Annotated in this window: 14 protein-coding genes and 2 riboswitches; of the genes, 2 read left to right on the top strand and 12 right to left on the bottom strand. The window is 59.6% G+C overall.

The window, feature by feature from the left end; translation table 11 throughout:
- Positions 1 to 8: 8 nt before the first annotated feature.
- The 5 genes from dnaB to J3352_RS09380 form a co-directional block, all read right to left on the bottom strand.
- Positions 9 to 1,412 carry a replicative DNA helicase gene (gene dnaB, locus J3352_RS09400; RefSeq protein WP_005931854.1) on the bottom strand — a complete coding sequence of 468 codons (1,404 nt, stop codon included), beginning with the start codon at positions 1,410 to 1,412 and terminating at the stop codon, positions 9 to 11.
- Between the two features lie 83 nt (positions 1,413 to 1,495).
- Positions 1,496 to 1,951 (bottom strand): 50S ribosomal protein L9, encoded by a 456-nt coding sequence (gene rplI / locus J3352_RS09395; protein ID WP_097770524.1) that lies wholly within the window; start codon positions 1,949 to 1,951, stop codon positions 1,496 to 1,498.
- Between the two features lie 97 nt (positions 1,952 to 2,048).
- Complete coding sequence (glf, locus tag J3352_RS09390) at positions 2,049 to 3,152, bottom strand: UDP-galactopyranose mutase (protein WP_156065214.1); 1,104 nt, start codon at positions 3,150 to 3,152, stop codon at positions 2,049 to 2,051.
- On the bottom strand, positions 3,149 to 5,158 hold the full coding sequence (locus J3352_RS09385) for a DHH family phosphoesterase (RefSeq protein WP_242699926.1): 2,010 nt from the start codon (positions 5,156 to 5,158) through the stop codon (positions 3,149 to 3,151). Before J3352_RS09385 ends, glf begins: the two co-directional genes overlap by 4 nt.
- Positions 5,159 to 5,207: 49 nt before the next feature.
- Entirely contained in the window at positions 5,208 to 7,010 is a 1,803-nt protein-coding gene (locus J3352_RS09380) for a ribonuclease J (protein ID WP_005931869.1), read from the bottom strand.
- 403 nt (positions 7,011 to 7,413) lie between these two features.
- Here J3352_RS09380 and rnhA point away from each other — a divergent pair, with 403 nt between their 5' ends.
- Together rnhA and J3352_RS09370 are read left to right on the top strand one after the other, a co-directional pair.
- Positions 7,414 to 7,878 (top strand): ribonuclease HI, encoded by a 465-nt coding sequence (rnhA, locus tag J3352_RS09375; RefSeq protein WP_035393761.1) that lies wholly within the window; start codon positions 7,414 to 7,416, stop codon positions 7,876 to 7,878.
- Positions 7,875 to 8,387, top strand: a complete 513-nt coding sequence (locus tag J3352_RS09370; RefSeq protein ID WP_005931873.1) for a hypothetical protein — start codon at positions 7,875 to 7,877, stop codon at positions 8,385 to 8,387. The genes rnhA and J3352_RS09370 overlap by 4 nt, the downstream gene beginning before the upstream one ends.
- Positions 8,388 to 8,496: 109 nt before the next feature.
- Here J3352_RS09370 and J3352_RS09365 read toward each other — a convergent pair whose 3' ends face one another.
- The 7 genes from J3352_RS09365 to modA form a co-directional block, all read right to left on the bottom strand.
- A complete protein-coding gene (locus J3352_RS09365) occupies positions 8,497 to 9,366 on the bottom strand; it encodes a CAP domain-containing protein (protein WP_099357314.1) in 870 nt (289 codons plus the stop codon).
- A 132-nt stretch (positions 9,367 to 9,498) separates the two neighbouring features.
- Positions 9,499 to 9,574: riboswitch (cyclic di-GMP riboswitch) on the bottom strand.
- Positions 9,575 to 9,699: 125 nt separating this feature from the next.
- A riboswitch (cyclic di-GMP riboswitch) is annotated at positions 9,700 to 9,775 on the bottom strand.
- Positions 9,776 to 9,894: 119 nt separating this feature from the next.
- Complete coding sequence (bilS, locus tag J3352_RS09360) at positions 9,895 to 10,398, bottom strand: flavodoxin family protein BilS (protein ID WP_035393763.1); 504 nt, start codon at positions 10,396 to 10,398, stop codon at positions 9,895 to 9,897.
- A 27-nt stretch (positions 10,399 to 10,425) separates the two neighbouring features.
- Entirely contained in the window at positions 10,426 to 11,553 is a 1,128-nt protein-coding gene (gene bilR, locus J3352_RS09355) for a bilirubin reductase (protein WP_156065217.1), read from the bottom strand.
- A gap of 1 nt (position 11,554) precedes the next feature.
- Positions 11,555 to 11,980, bottom strand: a complete 426-nt coding sequence (gene bilQ / locus J3352_RS09350; RefSeq protein WP_097770531.1) for a bilirubin utilization transcriptional regulator BilQ — start codon at positions 11,978 to 11,980, stop codon at positions 11,555 to 11,557.
- A 122-nt stretch (positions 11,981 to 12,102) separates the two neighbouring features.
- Positions 12,103 to 13,149: a sulfate/molybdate ABC transporter ATP-binding protein gene (locus J3352_RS09345; protein WP_156065220.1), complete on the bottom strand. Its 1,047-nt coding sequence runs from the start codon at positions 13,147 to 13,149 to the stop codon at positions 12,103 to 12,105.
- Positions 13,146 to 13,820: a molybdate ABC transporter permease subunit gene (modB, locus tag J3352_RS09340; RefSeq protein WP_156065223.1), complete on the bottom strand. Its 675-nt coding sequence runs from the start codon at positions 13,818 to 13,820 to the stop codon at positions 13,146 to 13,148. Before modB ends, J3352_RS09345 begins: the two co-directional genes overlap by 4 nt.
- A 20-nt stretch (positions 13,821 to 13,840) precedes the next feature.
- The gene (modA, locus tag J3352_RS09335; RefSeq protein WP_156068744.1) at positions 13,841 to 14,728 is read right to left on the bottom strand and encodes a molybdate ABC transporter substrate-binding protein; all 888 of its coding nucleotides are present in this window, start codon (positions 14,726 to 14,728) and stop codon (positions 13,841 to 13,843) included.
- Between the last annotated feature and the right edge of the window lie 42 nt (positions 14,729 to 14,770).

Here is a 14,770-nt window from a genome sequence, read left to right as displayed (position 1 = left end):
GTCGTTCATCAGCGTTTGAAGTCCACATCCATAAAGCGGGTGTGTGCGCCATCCCAGCCCAGCGGCACCGTGCTGGTCTCGCCGTGGCGGTTCTTTGCCACGATGCACTCCGCAGTATCGGCATCCACCTCGGCACCATCGGGGTTCTGGCTGGCGTAGTAGGAATCACGGTAAAGGAAAAGGACGCAGTCGGCATCCTGCTCGATGGAGCCGGAGTCACGCAGGTCCGACAGCTGGGGCCGGTGAGAAGAGTTGTTGCCCTGCTTCTCCACCGCACGGGACAGCTGAGAAAGCGCGATGATGGGCACATTCATTTCCTTAGCCATGATCTTCAGGTTTCGGGTGATGGAGCTGATCTCCTGCACACGGTTCTCGCTGCGCTGGCCGGTGGTCATCAGCTGCAGGTAGTCGATAACGATTAGGCCCACATTGGGGCGGGTGGGGTCCTGATTGACCCGGCGGATCTTCGCCTTCATCTCGGTGATGGTGATGCCTGAGGTGTCGTCCATATAGATGGGGGCATCGTGGAGCTTTTCCGTTGCCAGTGCCAGATACTCCCAGTCCTCACTGCGGAGGGCACCGGTGCGGAAAGCCTGGCTGTCGATGCCAGCTTCCGCCGAAAGGATGCGGTTGGTCAGCTGCTCTTTGGTCATTTCCAGGCTGAAAATGGCCACCGGCACCTTTTGCTGCATGGCAACTCGGGTGGCAATGTTCAGCGCAAAGCTGGTCTTGCCCATACCGGGGCGGGCGGCCAGAATGATGAGGTCGCCGCGGCCCAGGCCGGTCAGAACAGTATCCAGCAGACGGAAGCCGGTGGGGATGCCCTTGTACTTGTCGGCATCCGGGCCGCTGATCTTCTGCAGGTTGGTCAACGTCTCCACCATGCTGGAGGAAAGCGGGGTCAACGCGCTGGAATCCCGCCCGGAGCGGATCTCGTAGATGCGCTGCTCGGCGTTTTCCAGCAGCAGGTCAGCGTCCGGCTCATCGCCCGCGTCCTGCAGAATGTCCTTGGCAACGCCCATCAGCTGGCGCACCAGATACTTTTCCTGCACAATCTGGGCGTAAGCCTTCACATTGGAGATGCTGGGCACTGTCTCAGCCAGACCGGTCAGGTAGACCTTTGCCTCGTCCGCACTGGGGAACACGCCATCGGAGATGACGGCATCCAGCAGGGTGACAAAGTCGATGGTCTGGTCTGCCGTAAACAGGCGCAGCATCTCAGAATAGATCTGGGCATTCTGCCGGGTGTAGAACATTTCCGGCCGGATGATCTCCACCAGATCGGTCAATGTCTCGGGCTTGAGCAGCACCGCGCCCAGTACGCTCTGCTCGGCCTGCATATTGTAGGGCAGATTGATGCCCACACTCTCCAGATTCAGTTCATTGGAATAATGTCGTTGTTCGTTGGGCATGATTCATCCCCCTCCATACTGGGCCAGCTTCCCAAAACGCCAAAAACGCCCCCTGAAGGCAGGGGGCGCAGATGGCATTTCAATCAGGCCTGTTCTACTTCCACCATGATCTTGAAGGAAGCCACGACACCGACATGCAGGCGCACCTTTGCGTTGAACACACCGGCATCCTTGATGTCCTTGGTCTCCAGCTCGATCTTCTTTTTATCAATGGGAGAACCGGCCAGCTGGGCCAGAGCCTCGGCAACTTCCTTGCCGGTGACCTTGCCGTGCAGGCGGCCGGATGCGCCGCCCTTGGCCTTGATGGTCACGGTCTTGCCCTCGATCTTTGCAGCCACAGCCTGTGCGGCGGCCACAGTTTCAGCCTCGTGGAAATCCGCAGCGGCCTCCTTGCCGCGTGCGATATTCACCGCAGAAGCATCGGCCACAGCGGCCAGCTTGCGCGGGAACAGAAAGTTGCGGGCGTAGCCGTCGGAGACCTCATGGATCTCATCCTTCTTGCCAATGCCCTTTACGTCCTGCTTCAGAATCACTTTCATGGTGTTATCCCTCACTTCTCACCGGGAAACCGGTGGATTTCTATGGTTAGTATACAGCATTCAGACCGTTGCGTCAACGCCTTCGATGACAGTGGGGTTACCCCAGCTCCCGTGCTGCCGCATCCAATGCTGCTTCGATCACCTTATCCATATCATAATACTTGTACTCGCCCAACCGGCCGCCAAAAATGACCTTTGTCTCGGCATCGGCCAGCGCTTTGTATTTTGCGTAAAGCGCGCCATTCTTTTCATCGTTGACGGGGTAATAGGGCTCGTCACCCTGATGCCACTCGGTGCTGTACTCCCGGCTGATCACCGTTTTGGGCTGGGTGCCGAACGCAAAATGCTTGTGCTCAATGATCCGGGTATAGGGCGTTTCCGCATCGGTATAGTTCACCACCGCGTTGCCCTGATAGTTGTCGGTATCCAGCACCTCAGTCTCAAAGCGGACGCTGCGGTACTGCAGCGCGCCCAAACGGTAGCCGAAGTAGGCGTCCACCGGGCCGGTATAAACGACCTTGTCGGCCAGTGCGTTCAGGTTCTCCCGGTCGGCCAGATAATCCACATTCAGCCGCACCTCGATGCCCTCCAGCATCTTTTCCACCATGGCGGTATAGCCGCCATCGGGGATGCCCTGATACAGCGCGTTGAAATAGTTGTTATCGTAGGTAAAGCGGACCGGCAGGCGTTTGATGATGAAAGCCGGCAGTTCGGTGCAGGGGCGGCCCCACTGCTTGCCGGTGTAGCCTTTGATGAGCTTTTCGTAAATGTCCGTGCCCACCAGACTGATGGCCTGCTCCTCAAGATTTTTCGGGTCGGTGATGCCCGCTTCCCGCTTCTGCTCCTCGATCTTTGCCTTGGCCTCGGCGGGGGTCACCACACCCCACATCTTATTGAAGGTGTTCATATTGAAGGGCAGATTGTAGATCTCGCCGTGATAATTGGCAACGGGGCTGTTGGTGTAGCGGTTGAACTCCGCGAACTGGTTCACATACTGCCACACTGCCTTGCTGCTGGTGTGGAAGATGTGGGCCCCATAGCGGTGGACCTGTATGCCCTCCACTTCCTCGGTGTAGATATTTCCGGCAATGTGGCCGCGCTTATCAATCACAAGGCATGTTTTGCCCGCCTTTTTTGCTTGCTGGGCAAACACCGCACCGTAAAGGCCTGCGCCTACGATGAGATAATCGTAATGGTTCATCCCTGCTTCTCCTTTTTTCTGGATTCAGGTTCATTTTTGGAGAGCGGCTTCTTCTGGCTCTCACGGTACTGGTCAATGGCGGTCTGGATGCGTGCCCGGGCTGCCTCGGGGGTGATATGCTTGAGCTGGGCCGCCGCCATGGTCTGGTGGCCGCCGCCGCCCAGACTTTCCATGATGACCTGAACATTGACCGCTCCCAGACTGCGGGCGGAAATATTCACGCCGCTCCCCACCTGCACGGCCACAAAGCTGGCCTCCACATTCTGGATGGTCAGCAGGTCGTTGGCAGCCTGCGCAATGGCAACACGGGCCTCGGGGGGCACCTCGCCGCTCACCGAGATGGCGCAGCTGCGGTACATCTGGGCAGCCTCCACAAGGTCTGCCTTGGCGTTGTACTCCACCATGGTCACATCAAAGAGCTGGCGCACCCGCTCCGTCTCCGCACCGTAACGGCGCAGAGCGGCGGCAGCTTCAAACGTGCGCACACCGGTGTGCAGGGTGAAGTCCCGGGTATCCAGCATAATGCCCGAGAGCAGGCCCTCTGCCTCTACCCGGCTGGGCTTGTCGTCCCGGTCGCCCACATACTGCAAAAGCTCCGTGACCAGCTCACTGGCCGAGGAGGAGTAGGGCTCGTGGCAGACAAGGTCTGCATGCTCGATGAAGCCCACGCCCTTGCGGTGGTGGTCGATGACAGCCACCTTGCCGCACCTTTCCAGGATCTCCTTACTTTCCACAAGGCCCAGCTGGTATGTATCCACCACCACGCAGAGCGTTTTCTTGGAGATAATGGGCAAAGCCCCCTTGGGGTCGATAAAATCATCTGCCTGCCCGGCCCGGCACAGGGCATCGATCAGGCTGCCCGCCAGTGTGGCATCCCGTCTGACGGCGATCACCGCCGGGACATCGCAGATCTTGCAGATGCGCAGCACGCCCTCGGCAGCGCCGATGGCATCCAGATCGCTCATCCGGTGGCCCATGATGACCACATGGTCCGCCTCCTTGACGAGCCTGACCAGCTGGTCGGCCACGATGCGGCTGCGCACCTTGCTGCGCTTTTCTACGCCATGGCTCACGCCGCCGTAAAAGGTGAAGCCGTCCGGGGTCATCTCAGCGGCCTGATCGCCGCCGCGGCCCTGCGCCATATCCAGCGCCTGCACGGCCATATCCTGGGCTTCCCGCAGGGTCTTGGCCCCGCGCCCGATGCCAATGGAGATGGACAGGTTCACGCTGGGGTCCAGGGCACGGATCTTATCCAGCACATCGTAGCCGCGCTGGGCATACTGCTCCAGATGGCGCTCTTCCACCACGGCGATATAACGGCCGCTGGCAACGCGGCGCAGAAAGCCTGTGCCCCGGCCGATCATATCCTCCAACACCCGGTTGATGCCCTCCAGCAGGCGGGCGCGCTCACTGTCCAGCATATCGCTGAACACATCGTCGTAGCCGTCCACCAGGAACACCATGTAGCCCGGGCGACTGGCCTTGTACTCCGTTTCGATCCTGCGCAGGGCGGTCTCCTCATTGAACACGAGCAGCGTCATGCTCTCGCTGCCGCCCGGCACGGTACTGCTGTGCACATTCCACACACCGTCGGCCAGATTGAGCTGCTGCCCTTCCGGGGTGCGGGCCTGTGCGGTATCCAGGCCGGGCAGCAGCTTCTGTGCCCTACCTGCAAGCCGGTCCTCGCCGCCCAGCAGCGCCGTGCGGAAGCGGCTGTTATACCACAGCACCGTCTCGCCAGAAAGCAGAGCCGCCGGCTGAGAGAGGGATTCCAGGCTGTATTGGGTCCTGGAATTTTCAAAGCTGCCGCCAGCCACCCACTTGGCGGTCCAGCGCCGCAGCTGATACCGGAAAACGCAGATGCCGATGCCCCACAGCACCACCAGCACTGCCAGCGCAGGCCAGCCTGCAGGCCGCTGCACCAGAAGCGCCAGTGTCAGCAGTGCACACAGCACTGCCAGCGCGGCGATCAGCATTTCCAACGTCCATCTCGGTTTTTGTTTCATGGAATCTTCTGCCTCCTGGTCTGCCTGCCCCGGCGGGGCGGCTTCCGGCTTATACCTCCATCAGAATGGGGAGGATCATCGGGCTGCGCTTGGTGCGGCGGTAGATATAGCTGCTCAGCGCCTCACGCACCCGGGTCTTGACGCTGTTCCAGTCGCGCACATGCTCTTCCACGCAGCGATCCAGCGCGTTTTCCACAATGCTCTGGGCCCCGTCCATCAGGCTCTCGTTCTCGCGCACATAGACAAAGCCGCGGCTCACAAGGTCAGGCCCGGCCAGCACCTTGCCGGTCTTGCTGTCCACGGTAGCCACAATGATGACCAGACCGTCCTCAGAGAGATGCTTGCGGTCACGCAGGACCACATTGCCCACATCGCCCACGCCCAGGCCGTCCACCATCACAGCACCGGCGGTGACAGGCTCGCCCAGCTTGATCTCGTCCCGGCTCAGGATAACGTTGGAGCCGTTCTCGGCAATGAGGATGTTGCTGGTGGGAATGCCCAGAGACGCGGCGGTCAGGGCATGCTTTTTCAGCTGCTTGTACTCGCCGTGCACGGGCAGGAAATACTTGGGTCTGGTCAGGGTGAGCATCAGCTTCTGCTCCTCCTGGCAGGCGTGGCCGGAAACATGGACATCATACATGCTCTCGTAGATGACCTCCGCACCCAGCAGGAGCAGACCGTTGACGATCTTGGTCACGCTCTTCTCGTTGCCGGGAATGGGGTTGGCGGAGATGATGATGAAGTCGCCGGGGCCCACCCGCACCTGGCGGTGGCTGCAGGAGGCCATGCGGGAAAGGGCGCTCAGGGGCTCGCCCTGGCTGCCGGTGGTGATCAGCACCACCTGCTCCGGCGGGTACTGGTTCAGCTCATCCACACTGATAAGGGTGCCCTCGGGGATGTGCATATAGCCCAGCTCCTGCGCCATGGCAGTGTTATTGACCATGCTGCGGCCGCTGAACGCCACCTTGCGGCCATCCTCCACGGCCAGATCAATGATCTGCTGGACGCGGTAGATATTGGACGCAAAGGTCGCAATGATGATGCGCTTGTTCCGGGCACGGGCAAACAGGTTGCGGACACCGGCGGCCACCTTCTGCTCCGTGGCGGTAAAGCCCGGGCGCTCGGCGTTGGTGGAATCGCTCAGCAGAGCCAGAACACCCTTCTGACCATACTCCGAAAGGGTGGTCAGGTCGGTCACGCCGCAGGCCAGCGGGGTGTAATCGATCTTGAAGTCGCCGGTCTGGATGATCGTTCCGGCGGGGCTGTCAATGGCAAAGGCCACGGAATCGGGGATGGAGTGGTTGACATGGATGGGCTCCACGGTAAAGCAGCCCAGCTTGATCTTCTGTTTGGGGGTGATCTCCACGAACTTGGTCTTGCCTGCCAGGCCAAACTCCTCCAGCTTGTTCCGGATGAGGCCGCAGGTCAGCCGGGTGCCGTAGATGGGCAGATCAAACTTCTGCAGCAGGTAGGGAATGCTGCCGATGTGGTCTTCGTGGCCGTGGGTGATGAGCAGTCCCTTGATCTTGTCCTTATTCTGCACCACAAAGGTAAAGTCGGGGATGACCATGTCCACGCCGTACATCTCACTGTCCGGGAATACAAGGCCGCAGTCCACAATGATCATATCCCCGTTGCACTCATACACGGTCATGTTCTTGCCCACTTCGCCCAGACCGCCCAGCGGGTAGATGTGGATGGGCACAGCGGCCTCCTTGGGCTGCTGTGCGCGGCGGGGCCGCCGGTTATAATAAGGGCGGCGGGTGCGGGTACGCTTTTCCCCGCCGGATTCACTGTTTCTGTTCGGATTGTTCTGAGCCTGAGCCGGGTTCTGTTCTTTGACCTGTGCCATGCGGTACCTCCAAAATCAATTACAAAACGCAGGCACACCCCTTTGCGAGCGGCCTGTCTGCTGTGAAGGAGCAGCAAACGCACCGCCGCTCCCATCGAAACCATCGTATAGAATTTTTCGCTTCCATGCCCGTTTTCGGCACTGGGATGGCCGGAACGGAGTAATTTCTGCCCTGTCAGTCCATCTGTTCGATGCGACCGCGGCACTGCCCCGTTCCGGCCGGACACACCGCATCGGTGCGCCCCTATACGCATTTTGTTACAAACAGTATAGTATTTCTTGTCCACTTTGTCAATTCAAAGCTTTGCCGGAAAAGCCGGGGATGATACGTTTTCCTCTTGACAGAACCGGAAAAATAGCTCTAAATAGAGGTATCCAAAAATTCAAGTTCCGGGAGAAACAGATGAAACAAGTCGAAGTTTACACCGATGGCGCGTGCAGCGGCAACCCCGGCCCGGGCGGCTGGGGTGCAGTGCTGCGCTACCGCTTCAACGGCAAGGTCTACGAAAAAGAGCTCAGCGGCGGCGATGCTTCCACCACCAACAACCGGATGGAGCTGACCGCCTTTATCGAGGCCCTGCGCCAGCTCAAGGAGCCCTGTGAGGTGAGGCTGTGCTCTGACAGCCAGTACGTCATCAATGGGCTGGAAAAGGGCTGGGCCAGGGGCTGGAAGCGCCGGGGCTGGAAAAAGTCCGACGGCTCCCCTGCCCTGAACCCCGACCTGTGGGAACAGGCATTGGAGCAGGAAGCCCGGCACAAGATCACCTATGTCTGGGTCAAGGGCCACGCAGGCCACCCGGAAAACGAGCGCTGCGACCAGCTGGCCGTGGCACAAAGTCAGGCACACGGAGGGAGACAGGGACGATGAGCGATACATTTCTGCCCGGCAGCGGGTTCGATACCTATGAGCAGCAGGACAAGGTGCTGGTGGGCCTGTGCGGCGGCACGGGCTGCAAAGCAGCTGTCCGCATTTTACAGCAGCAGGGCTTTGCGGTGATGGGCGCTGTGGTGCGTCTGTGCACCGATGACCCCGTTGTGGATGCCGCCAAGGAAGCCGCCAAGGCTCTGGGCATCGAGTGCATCACCCTGAATGCCAGCGAACTGGCCAGCCAGCTGGCCGAGGAGACCGCTGCCCCGGCCGACCTGCGCTTCCCCGCCCTGCTGGCGGCGGCTGACCGGCTGGGCATCCAGTACATTGCCACCGGCCACCGCGCCCGGGTAGAGACCGGTGCAGACGGCGTGCACGTCCTCTGCCCTGCCGAAATTGCGGACGAGAGTGCCCGGCTTGCCGCCCTGCCGCAGGAGACGCTGGGCCGGCTCATCCTGCCCTTGGGCGATTTCAGCCCCGAGGATGTGGCTGAGATGGCAGCAGAATAAAAAACAAAAGAGATGCACCCTGCCTTCCTGAAACCGGTTCAGGGAGCGGGGTGCATCTCTTTTTGCTTTATTTTATTTCATCGTACAACGCTCAATGGAAGTCATCCGCTTACTTTGCGAAGATCTGGATCCAGTTGTGGCCCCACTGAGAATTGGCATCGTAGTTGTAGCCAAGGCACATATACTTGGCGGCGGGGTCCATGATATTGACACGGTGGCCTTCCGAAGCCATCCAGTCTGCAACGACTTTTTCGGGCGTGGTCTCGCCCCAGGCGGCATTCTCGCCGGTGGCGGTATCAGACACACCGTACTCCTTCAGCACGGTGAAACAGTTGGTGCCATCGGGGCGGGTGTGGGAAGCGACCTTTGCCACTTCCTTTGCGCGCTCATCGGCGGCGGCCTGCAGCTTGGCATCGCCCATAGCCAGAGGTGCCAGATTTTCCTTTGCACGCTCAGCGTTGACCAGCGCCAGCACTTCCTGTGCAAAACCGTTCTCACTGGTGCCGCGGGCGTAGGTGAAGATCATCACCCAGTAATTGCCATACTCGCCGCCCTCGTAGTAGCCAATGCCAACGGAGGTGGCATCCTTGTCCAGCATCCGCTCCTTGAAGAAATCGTAGCGATTCCAGGCGGCGACCACATCCGAAGCATCCTCAGCAGCTGCCCAGTAGTTCTCGCCCACGGAAACATCGTCCACACCGTACTCCGGCAGGATGGTGAACTCGCGGCTGCCATTGGGGCGGTTGTAGGAGTAATTGACGGTAAGTTCTTTTGCACGGGCCTGTGCGGCAGCATTCAGTGCGCTGCTGCCCATGCTCAGAGGAGCCACACCAGCCTGTGCACGCTCTGCGTTGACGAGCTGCAGCAGCTCATCGGCCTTGGAAGCTGCGTGTGCGGGCATTGCCAGAACAAACATCAGGCAGATGAATGCGGCGCAGCAGACCAGATTCTTCAGGACTTTCATCGAAGCGTTACGCATGGTGTTGAACCTCTTTTGTGTTACCCCATGAAAAAAGGTGTCGATTGCTGGTATACTCGGCAATCGACATCTGATGCTTCAGATGAAGGTCACTCAACACCCATTCTCCGCTGTGGAGACCCTCAGGTGATGAGAAGCAACTGGCTGCCATTTTACAGGCCCTATAGCTTTGCGTCACAGCCTTTCGACTGCTTTGCCGAGGATATTCAGTTTTGCGTGCCTTTCTTCTTTTGGGAAGAAATTTGAGAACGAAAAAAGGTGTTGTTCTGCAATACACTCAGCAAAACAACACCTAGAAAATCTAAGCAGGTCGCCCAAAGAAAGATTTCTTTGAGAAGCAGCTGGCTGCCATTTTACAGGCCCTGTAGCTTTGCGTCACAGCCTTTCGACTGTTTTGCCGAGAATATTCAATTCACCTTGAGGAGCCGTTTCCATTTCCTCGACGCTATCCTACCACATCGGACAGAACCTGTCAACTGTTTTGGAGCAGCTTTCTCAAAAAATCTGCTTTTTTGAAGAGTTCTTCCGTTATGCCTGCACCTCTGCCGCCTTTTTGCGCAGCAGGTCGAGGTCTGCGGCATCCGGGTGAGCCAGCGCCTTGTCAAAGTTCTCGATCAGCATCTCGAGGTTGGGTGCATGGTTGGGCTGCTGCAGCATCTTTTCGTACTGCTGGCGCACAATCATGGGCATCTTGCCCTGGCACATATAGGTTCCAATGACCGTGTTGCTCTCATCCAGCGATTTCTGCACCGCTGCCAGGATCTGCTCGAAATATTCCGCACTGCCGCCAAAGCCTGCGGTGCCGAACAAAAAGACCCGCTTCCCCTTCAGGGTCTGCAAAAAGGCGGTGAGGGTGTCATCGGCATGGCCCTTGTCCGTCCAGAAGCCGATGTAAAGGGTCTCAGCCTCCAGTGCCTCCGGGGCCGGTGCTCCGAAGTAGGTGCACTCATTCTGGGGCAAGCTTGCGCGAAGGGTGTCGGCCAGCAGGCGGGTGTTGCCGGTCTTGCTGCTGAAAACGATGGCGTAGCTCATGGTCATTCTCCTTTATTATGTTTGAGATCAGATGCTTCCCTGTTCTTTTGCGTTCAGGGCATCATAGATACAGCGGGTGCCCTGATGGGCGATCAGGCCGCCCAGGCACTTTTTGTTGCAGCGGACACAGCGGTGGATCTTTGCCGCATTGCCGCTCTGCAGTTTGTTGACCCAGTTGGGGTCGGCCAGCAGCTGGCGGCACATTGCTGCGCACTGGATGCGGCCGCTGGCAAGCTGCTGCTCCACAAAATCGGGGTCGTTCAGGCCGCCCACACCGCAGAGCGGCACACTGGTATACCGGCGCACCTCATCGCAGAACTTGAGGAAGCAGCCGGTCTCCTTGAACTCGGGGTGGCTGGCCGGCGGGATGGTGTTTTCCAGCGCAGAGTGGTTGGCCAGTGTCACATGGAAGCTGGTCACGCCTGCCTGCACCAGCAGGGGCACGAACACGGCCAGTTCCTCCTCCACCACACCGGCGTTGCCGTAATGGGGGTTCTCCTGCCGGACAGCCAGCTTGTAGTCAATGGCCATGCCGGGCACAGCGGCGTGCACTGCCTTGACAGCTTCCACGGCAAAGCGGGCGCGGCGCTCGGCACTGCCGCCGTATTCATCGGTGCGGTGGTTGAAGATGGCGGAAGAGAAGCTGCCGCACATCCGGTCGCCGTGCACCTGCACCATGTCAAAGCCCGCCTGCTTTGCCAGCACAGCAGCCTTGCCAAAGCCCGCGATGATCTGATGGATCTTTTTCTGGGACATCTTGGTGATGTAGGGACCCACGGCATCGTTCATCCGCTCCCGCAGCTGGTCGGGGGTGATCTTTTTCATCAGCATCCCCGGGATGCACTTGATGATGGACATCATGTCGGTATCGGTCTGGTGGAGCTGGGCGCAGACCTTACAGCCGTATTTGTGGGCAGTCTCGCAGATCTGCTGATAGAAGGCGAAGCCCTTTTTGTCAAACAGGGACTTCTCGAACCGGCTCTTGGCCACCGGCACGTCGCCGATGATGATCATGGCGCAGCCGCCCTTGGCCAGCCGCTCCATCTCTGCCAGATATTCCTCGTCCGAAAGGCCGAAGGTGGTGGGGGCAAAGATGATGCGGTTCTTCAGCTGCATTCCACCGTAATCAATGGGGCTCAGGATGGTGTCGTACATGTTACACACTCTCTTTCCTCGTCCGTGCTGCCTTTTGCAGCAGGCTCAGGAGCTGGTGCTGTTCCTCTTCGGTCAGCCCGCTCAAATTTTGTGCATCCCAATCGAAAAATACCTGGTGACAGGTCCGGAATGCTCTCTCACCCGCCGGGGTCAGCCCCAAATGATAACTGCGGCCCTGCTTTTCCCGGGTCATAAAGCCATCTTCCACCAGCTTGATCACGCTGCGCTGGCAGTGGCCCCAGTCCAGGTGCAGGTTTTTGGTCATCTCAGCCGGGGTGCAGCCGGGATGTTTGCCCACGTAGATCACAAAATACATCATGCCAAAGCTCAGGCCAAACTCCTGCAGCTGCTGGGTGGTGTAGGCTGCGAACTGCTTGTAAAACTCCATCACGTAGAAGGATATGGTCGATTGGATCACTCTTTGCATCTCCTTTACTTGACAAGGTCTAGTATAATCGCATTACTTGATAAAGTCAAGTACTTTTTTCAAAAAAATTCTCCCTGCTCCGTATTTCTGTTTCGGGAGCAGGGAGAAAACGATTTTTTGCCTCAGACCAGCGGCATGATATTTTCCGGGGCGGCAGCCAGGCAGGCGGGTGCTTTTGGCGGCGGGGCCGCCAATGTCTCCTTGGACACCTTCCACCACAGGCGGGCCTCACCGCCGGGCAGGGTGAAGATCATATTCCAGTCAAAGGGGTTCTCACTGGTGGAGACAGCCTGCACCGGCAGGCTGTTGGGGGTGCCGGGAGCGCAGGGCGCAAAATCATGGGCGCGGATGCCCACGGCGCGGCAGCCCTCGGGCACCGGCAGAGCCACGGTCAGCGGCTGTTCCCAGCCCGCCAGATGAACGGTATGCTCCCCCACCCGGGTGCAGGGCAGAATATTCTTGCAGCCGGTCAGGCGGGCGGCGGCACGGGTGCGGGGGTCAGCAAAGACCTCCTTGGTCGTACCTGCCCGGAGCACCTCGCCGCTGTCCATCACGATCATCTCCCTGCACAGGCGGTAGGCCTCGTCCCGGTTGTGGGTCACCAGCAGGGCCGTGCCCGCAAACCCGGCCAGCAGGCTGCCTACCTCCCCCTCTACCTCCTCGCGCAGGTAGCTGTCCAGCGCGCTGAACGGCTCGTCCAGCATCAGGATGCGGGGTTTAGCCGCCAGGATGCGGGCCAGGGCGGCACGCTGCTGCTGCCCGCCCGAAAGCGCACCGGGCAGGCGCTTGGCCAGTTCCTCCAGCCGCATGGCCCGCAATGCCTCGGCACAGGCGGCCCTGCGGGCGGCAGGATCCTTTTCCTTTTTCAGGGCACAGAGGATATTCTGCTCCACGGTCATGTTGGGGAACAGGGCGTAGTTCTGGAACAGCAGACCCACATTGCGCTGCTGGGGCGGCAGGTCGATGCCCTGAGCGCTGTCGAACAGCACCCGGCCATCCAGCACGATGCGCCCCTCGTCCGGCCGGACGATGCCTGCAATGCAGCGCAGGGTCATGCTTTTGCCGCAGCCGGACGCGCCCAGAAGGGCGGTGGCAGTGTCCCCTGCCGTGAACGCAGCGTGGAGGGTAAAGCCATCAAACCGCTTGGTCACATTTACTTCCAGGCTCATGTGCGCTTTCCTCCCTGCTTCTGCCTGCGTTCCAGCAGGTTCACTGCCAGCAGCACCACCGCCGAGATAACGATATCCACCAGCACCCACTGCATGGCCCCGGCTTCATCGTTGGTGCGCCAGAGCTGGTAGACCGTGGTTGCAATGGTGGCCGTCTTGCCCGGCGTGTAGCCTGCGATCATGCTGGTGGCACCATATTCGCCCAGCGCACGGGCAAAGGCCAGCACCGTACCGGCCAGAATGCCCTGACGGCAGCAGGGCATCCGCACCCGCCAGAAGATCCAGGTGTTGGAAAGTCCCAGCGTCTGTGCCGACCAGGCCAGCGTTTCGTCAAAACTCTCAAAGGCACCGCGGGCCGTGCGGTACATCAGCGGAAAGGCCACCACGATGGAAGCAAAAATGGCGCTGTACCAGTTCATCACCAGCTTCACGCCGAAATGTTCCATGAAAAAGATGCCCAGCGGCCTTTTTGCGCCGAACAGCAGCAGCAGGAAATATCCCACGACCGTGGGCGGCAGCACCATGGGCAGGGTGAGCACCACATCCAGCACGCCCTTGAGCACGCGCGGGAGCTTTGCAATATAGTAGGCCGCAAAGATGCCTAAAAAGAACACCACTGCGCAGCTGATCAGCGCAATGCGCAGGCTGTTCCATAAGGGATACCAGTCCATACCATCTCCCCAGCGGATGCTTACAGTGCGGTGAAGCCGACGCTCTCGAACACGGTCGCAGCCTTGTCGGTGCGCAGGTAAGCCAGGAACTCCTTGGCAGCCTCGGCATGGAGGGCGTTCTTCATCACAGCGGCGGGGTAGATGACCTGGCCGCACATTTCCTTGGTGGCCTCGTCCACGGGGGTCAGACCGGCGCTGTACGCATCGGTGCAGTAAACGACACCGGCATCCACGCTGGCCTCGCTGACCTGGGTGGTGACTTCCTTGACGTTGGAGCCGTAGGTGATGACACCGGCAGCAGCCAGAGCTGCCTCATCCAGATCATAGTAAGCCAGGATCTTCTGGGTGTACTGACCCACGGGCACATCGCTGTTGCCCATGCAGAACAGGATATTCTCTGCCTTCAGGTGCTCGGCCAGGCTGTCGAAGCTGTCAATCCCCTTGTCGCTGCCCTCAGGCACACAGAGCACGACCTTGTTCTCCAGCAGATCTACACGGCTTTCGGCATCCACAAAGTCCAGGCCCTCGGTGTTCACCTCAGCGGAAGCGGTGCTGTCCAGCTGGTTCATCTGCTTCTGACCGGCGGAGATGAACAGGTCGCAGTCCGCACCCTCCTGGATCTGGGTCTTGAGGGTTCCGGAGGAGTCAAAGTTGAAGCTGAAGGTCACGCCGGGGTTCTCTGCAGAGTAGGTCTCGGCAATGGCGTTCAGGGTCTCGGTCAAGGAGGCGGCAGCAAAAACGATCAGCTCCACGCTCTCGCCGGAGGCAGCCTCAGAGGAGGCGGCAGCGGAGGATGCGGTGGAAGATGCAGTGCTGCTGGAGGAGCCGCCGCAGGCGGTCAGAACAGCAGATGCGGATGCGATGCCGGCAGCGCACAGGAAGCCGCGGCGGGAGATCATAGTTTTCATAGTCTTGCTCCTTACAGTGGGTATGCTTTTGTTGTACTTTTA

The sequence above is a fragment of the Faecalibacterium sp. Marseille-Q4164 genome (genome assembly GCF_017377545.1).
Taxonomy (GTDB): domain Bacteria; phylum Bacillota; class Clostridia; order Oscillospirales; family Ruminococcaceae; genus Faecalibacterium; species Faecalibacterium duncaniae.
Note: the sequence above shows the minus strand (reverse complement) of the source record. Positions and strands in the feature narration are given on the sequence as shown.

Bases quoted from the DNA above. Each gene is read 5' to 3' on its own strand.
- modB (WP_156065223.1), bottom strand. From the start codon at position 13,820: ATGGACTGGTATCCCTTATGGAACAGCCTGCGCATTGCGCTGATCAGC.
- bilS (WP_035393763.1), bottom strand. From the start codon at position 10,398: ATGAGCTACGCCATCGTTTTCAGCAGCAAGACCGGCAACACCCGCCTG.
- rplI (WP_097770524.1), bottom strand. From the start codon at position 1,951: ATGAAAGTGATTCTGAAGCAGGACGTAAAGGGCATTGGCAAGAAGGAT.
- bilR (WP_156065217.1), bottom strand. From the start codon at position 11,553: ATGTACGACACCATCCTGAGCCCCATTGATTACGGTGGAATGCAGCTG.
- glf (WP_156065214.1), bottom strand. From the start codon at position 3,152: ATGAACCATTACGATTATCTCATCGTAGGCGCAGGCCTTTACGGTGCG.
- J3352_RS09345 (WP_156065220.1), bottom strand. From the start codon at position 13,149: ATGAGCCTGGAAGTAAATGTGACCAAGCGGTTTGATGGCTTTACCCTC.
- J3352_RS09385 (WP_242699926.1), bottom strand. From the start codon at position 5,158: ATGAAACAAAAACCGAGATGGACGTTGGAAATGCTGATCGCCGCGCTG.
- modA (WP_156068744.1), bottom strand. From the start codon at position 14,728: ATGAAAACTATGATCTCCCGCCGCGGCTTCCTGTGCGCTGCCGGCATC.
- J3352_RS09365 (WP_099357314.1), bottom strand. From the start codon at position 9,366: ATGCGTAACGCTTCGATGAAAGTCCTGAAGAATCTGGTCTGCTGCGCC.
- J3352_RS09370 (WP_005931873.1), top strand. From the start codon at position 7,875: ATGAGCGATACATTTCTGCCCGGCAGCGGGTTCGATACCTATGAGCAG.
- J3352_RS09380 (WP_005931869.1), bottom strand. From the start codon at position 7,010: ATGGCACAGGTCAAAGAACAGAACCCGGCTCAGGCTCAGAACAATCCG.
- rnhA (WP_035393761.1), top strand. From the start codon at position 7,414: ATGAAACAAGTCGAAGTTTACACCGATGGCGCGTGCAGCGGCAACCCC.
- dnaB (WP_005931854.1), bottom strand. From the start codon at position 1,412: ATGCCCAACGAACAACGACATTATTCCAATGAACTGAATCTGGAGAGT.
- bilQ (WP_097770531.1), bottom strand. From the start codon at position 11,980: ATGCAAAGAGTGATCCAATCGACCATATCCTTCTACGTGATGGAGTTT.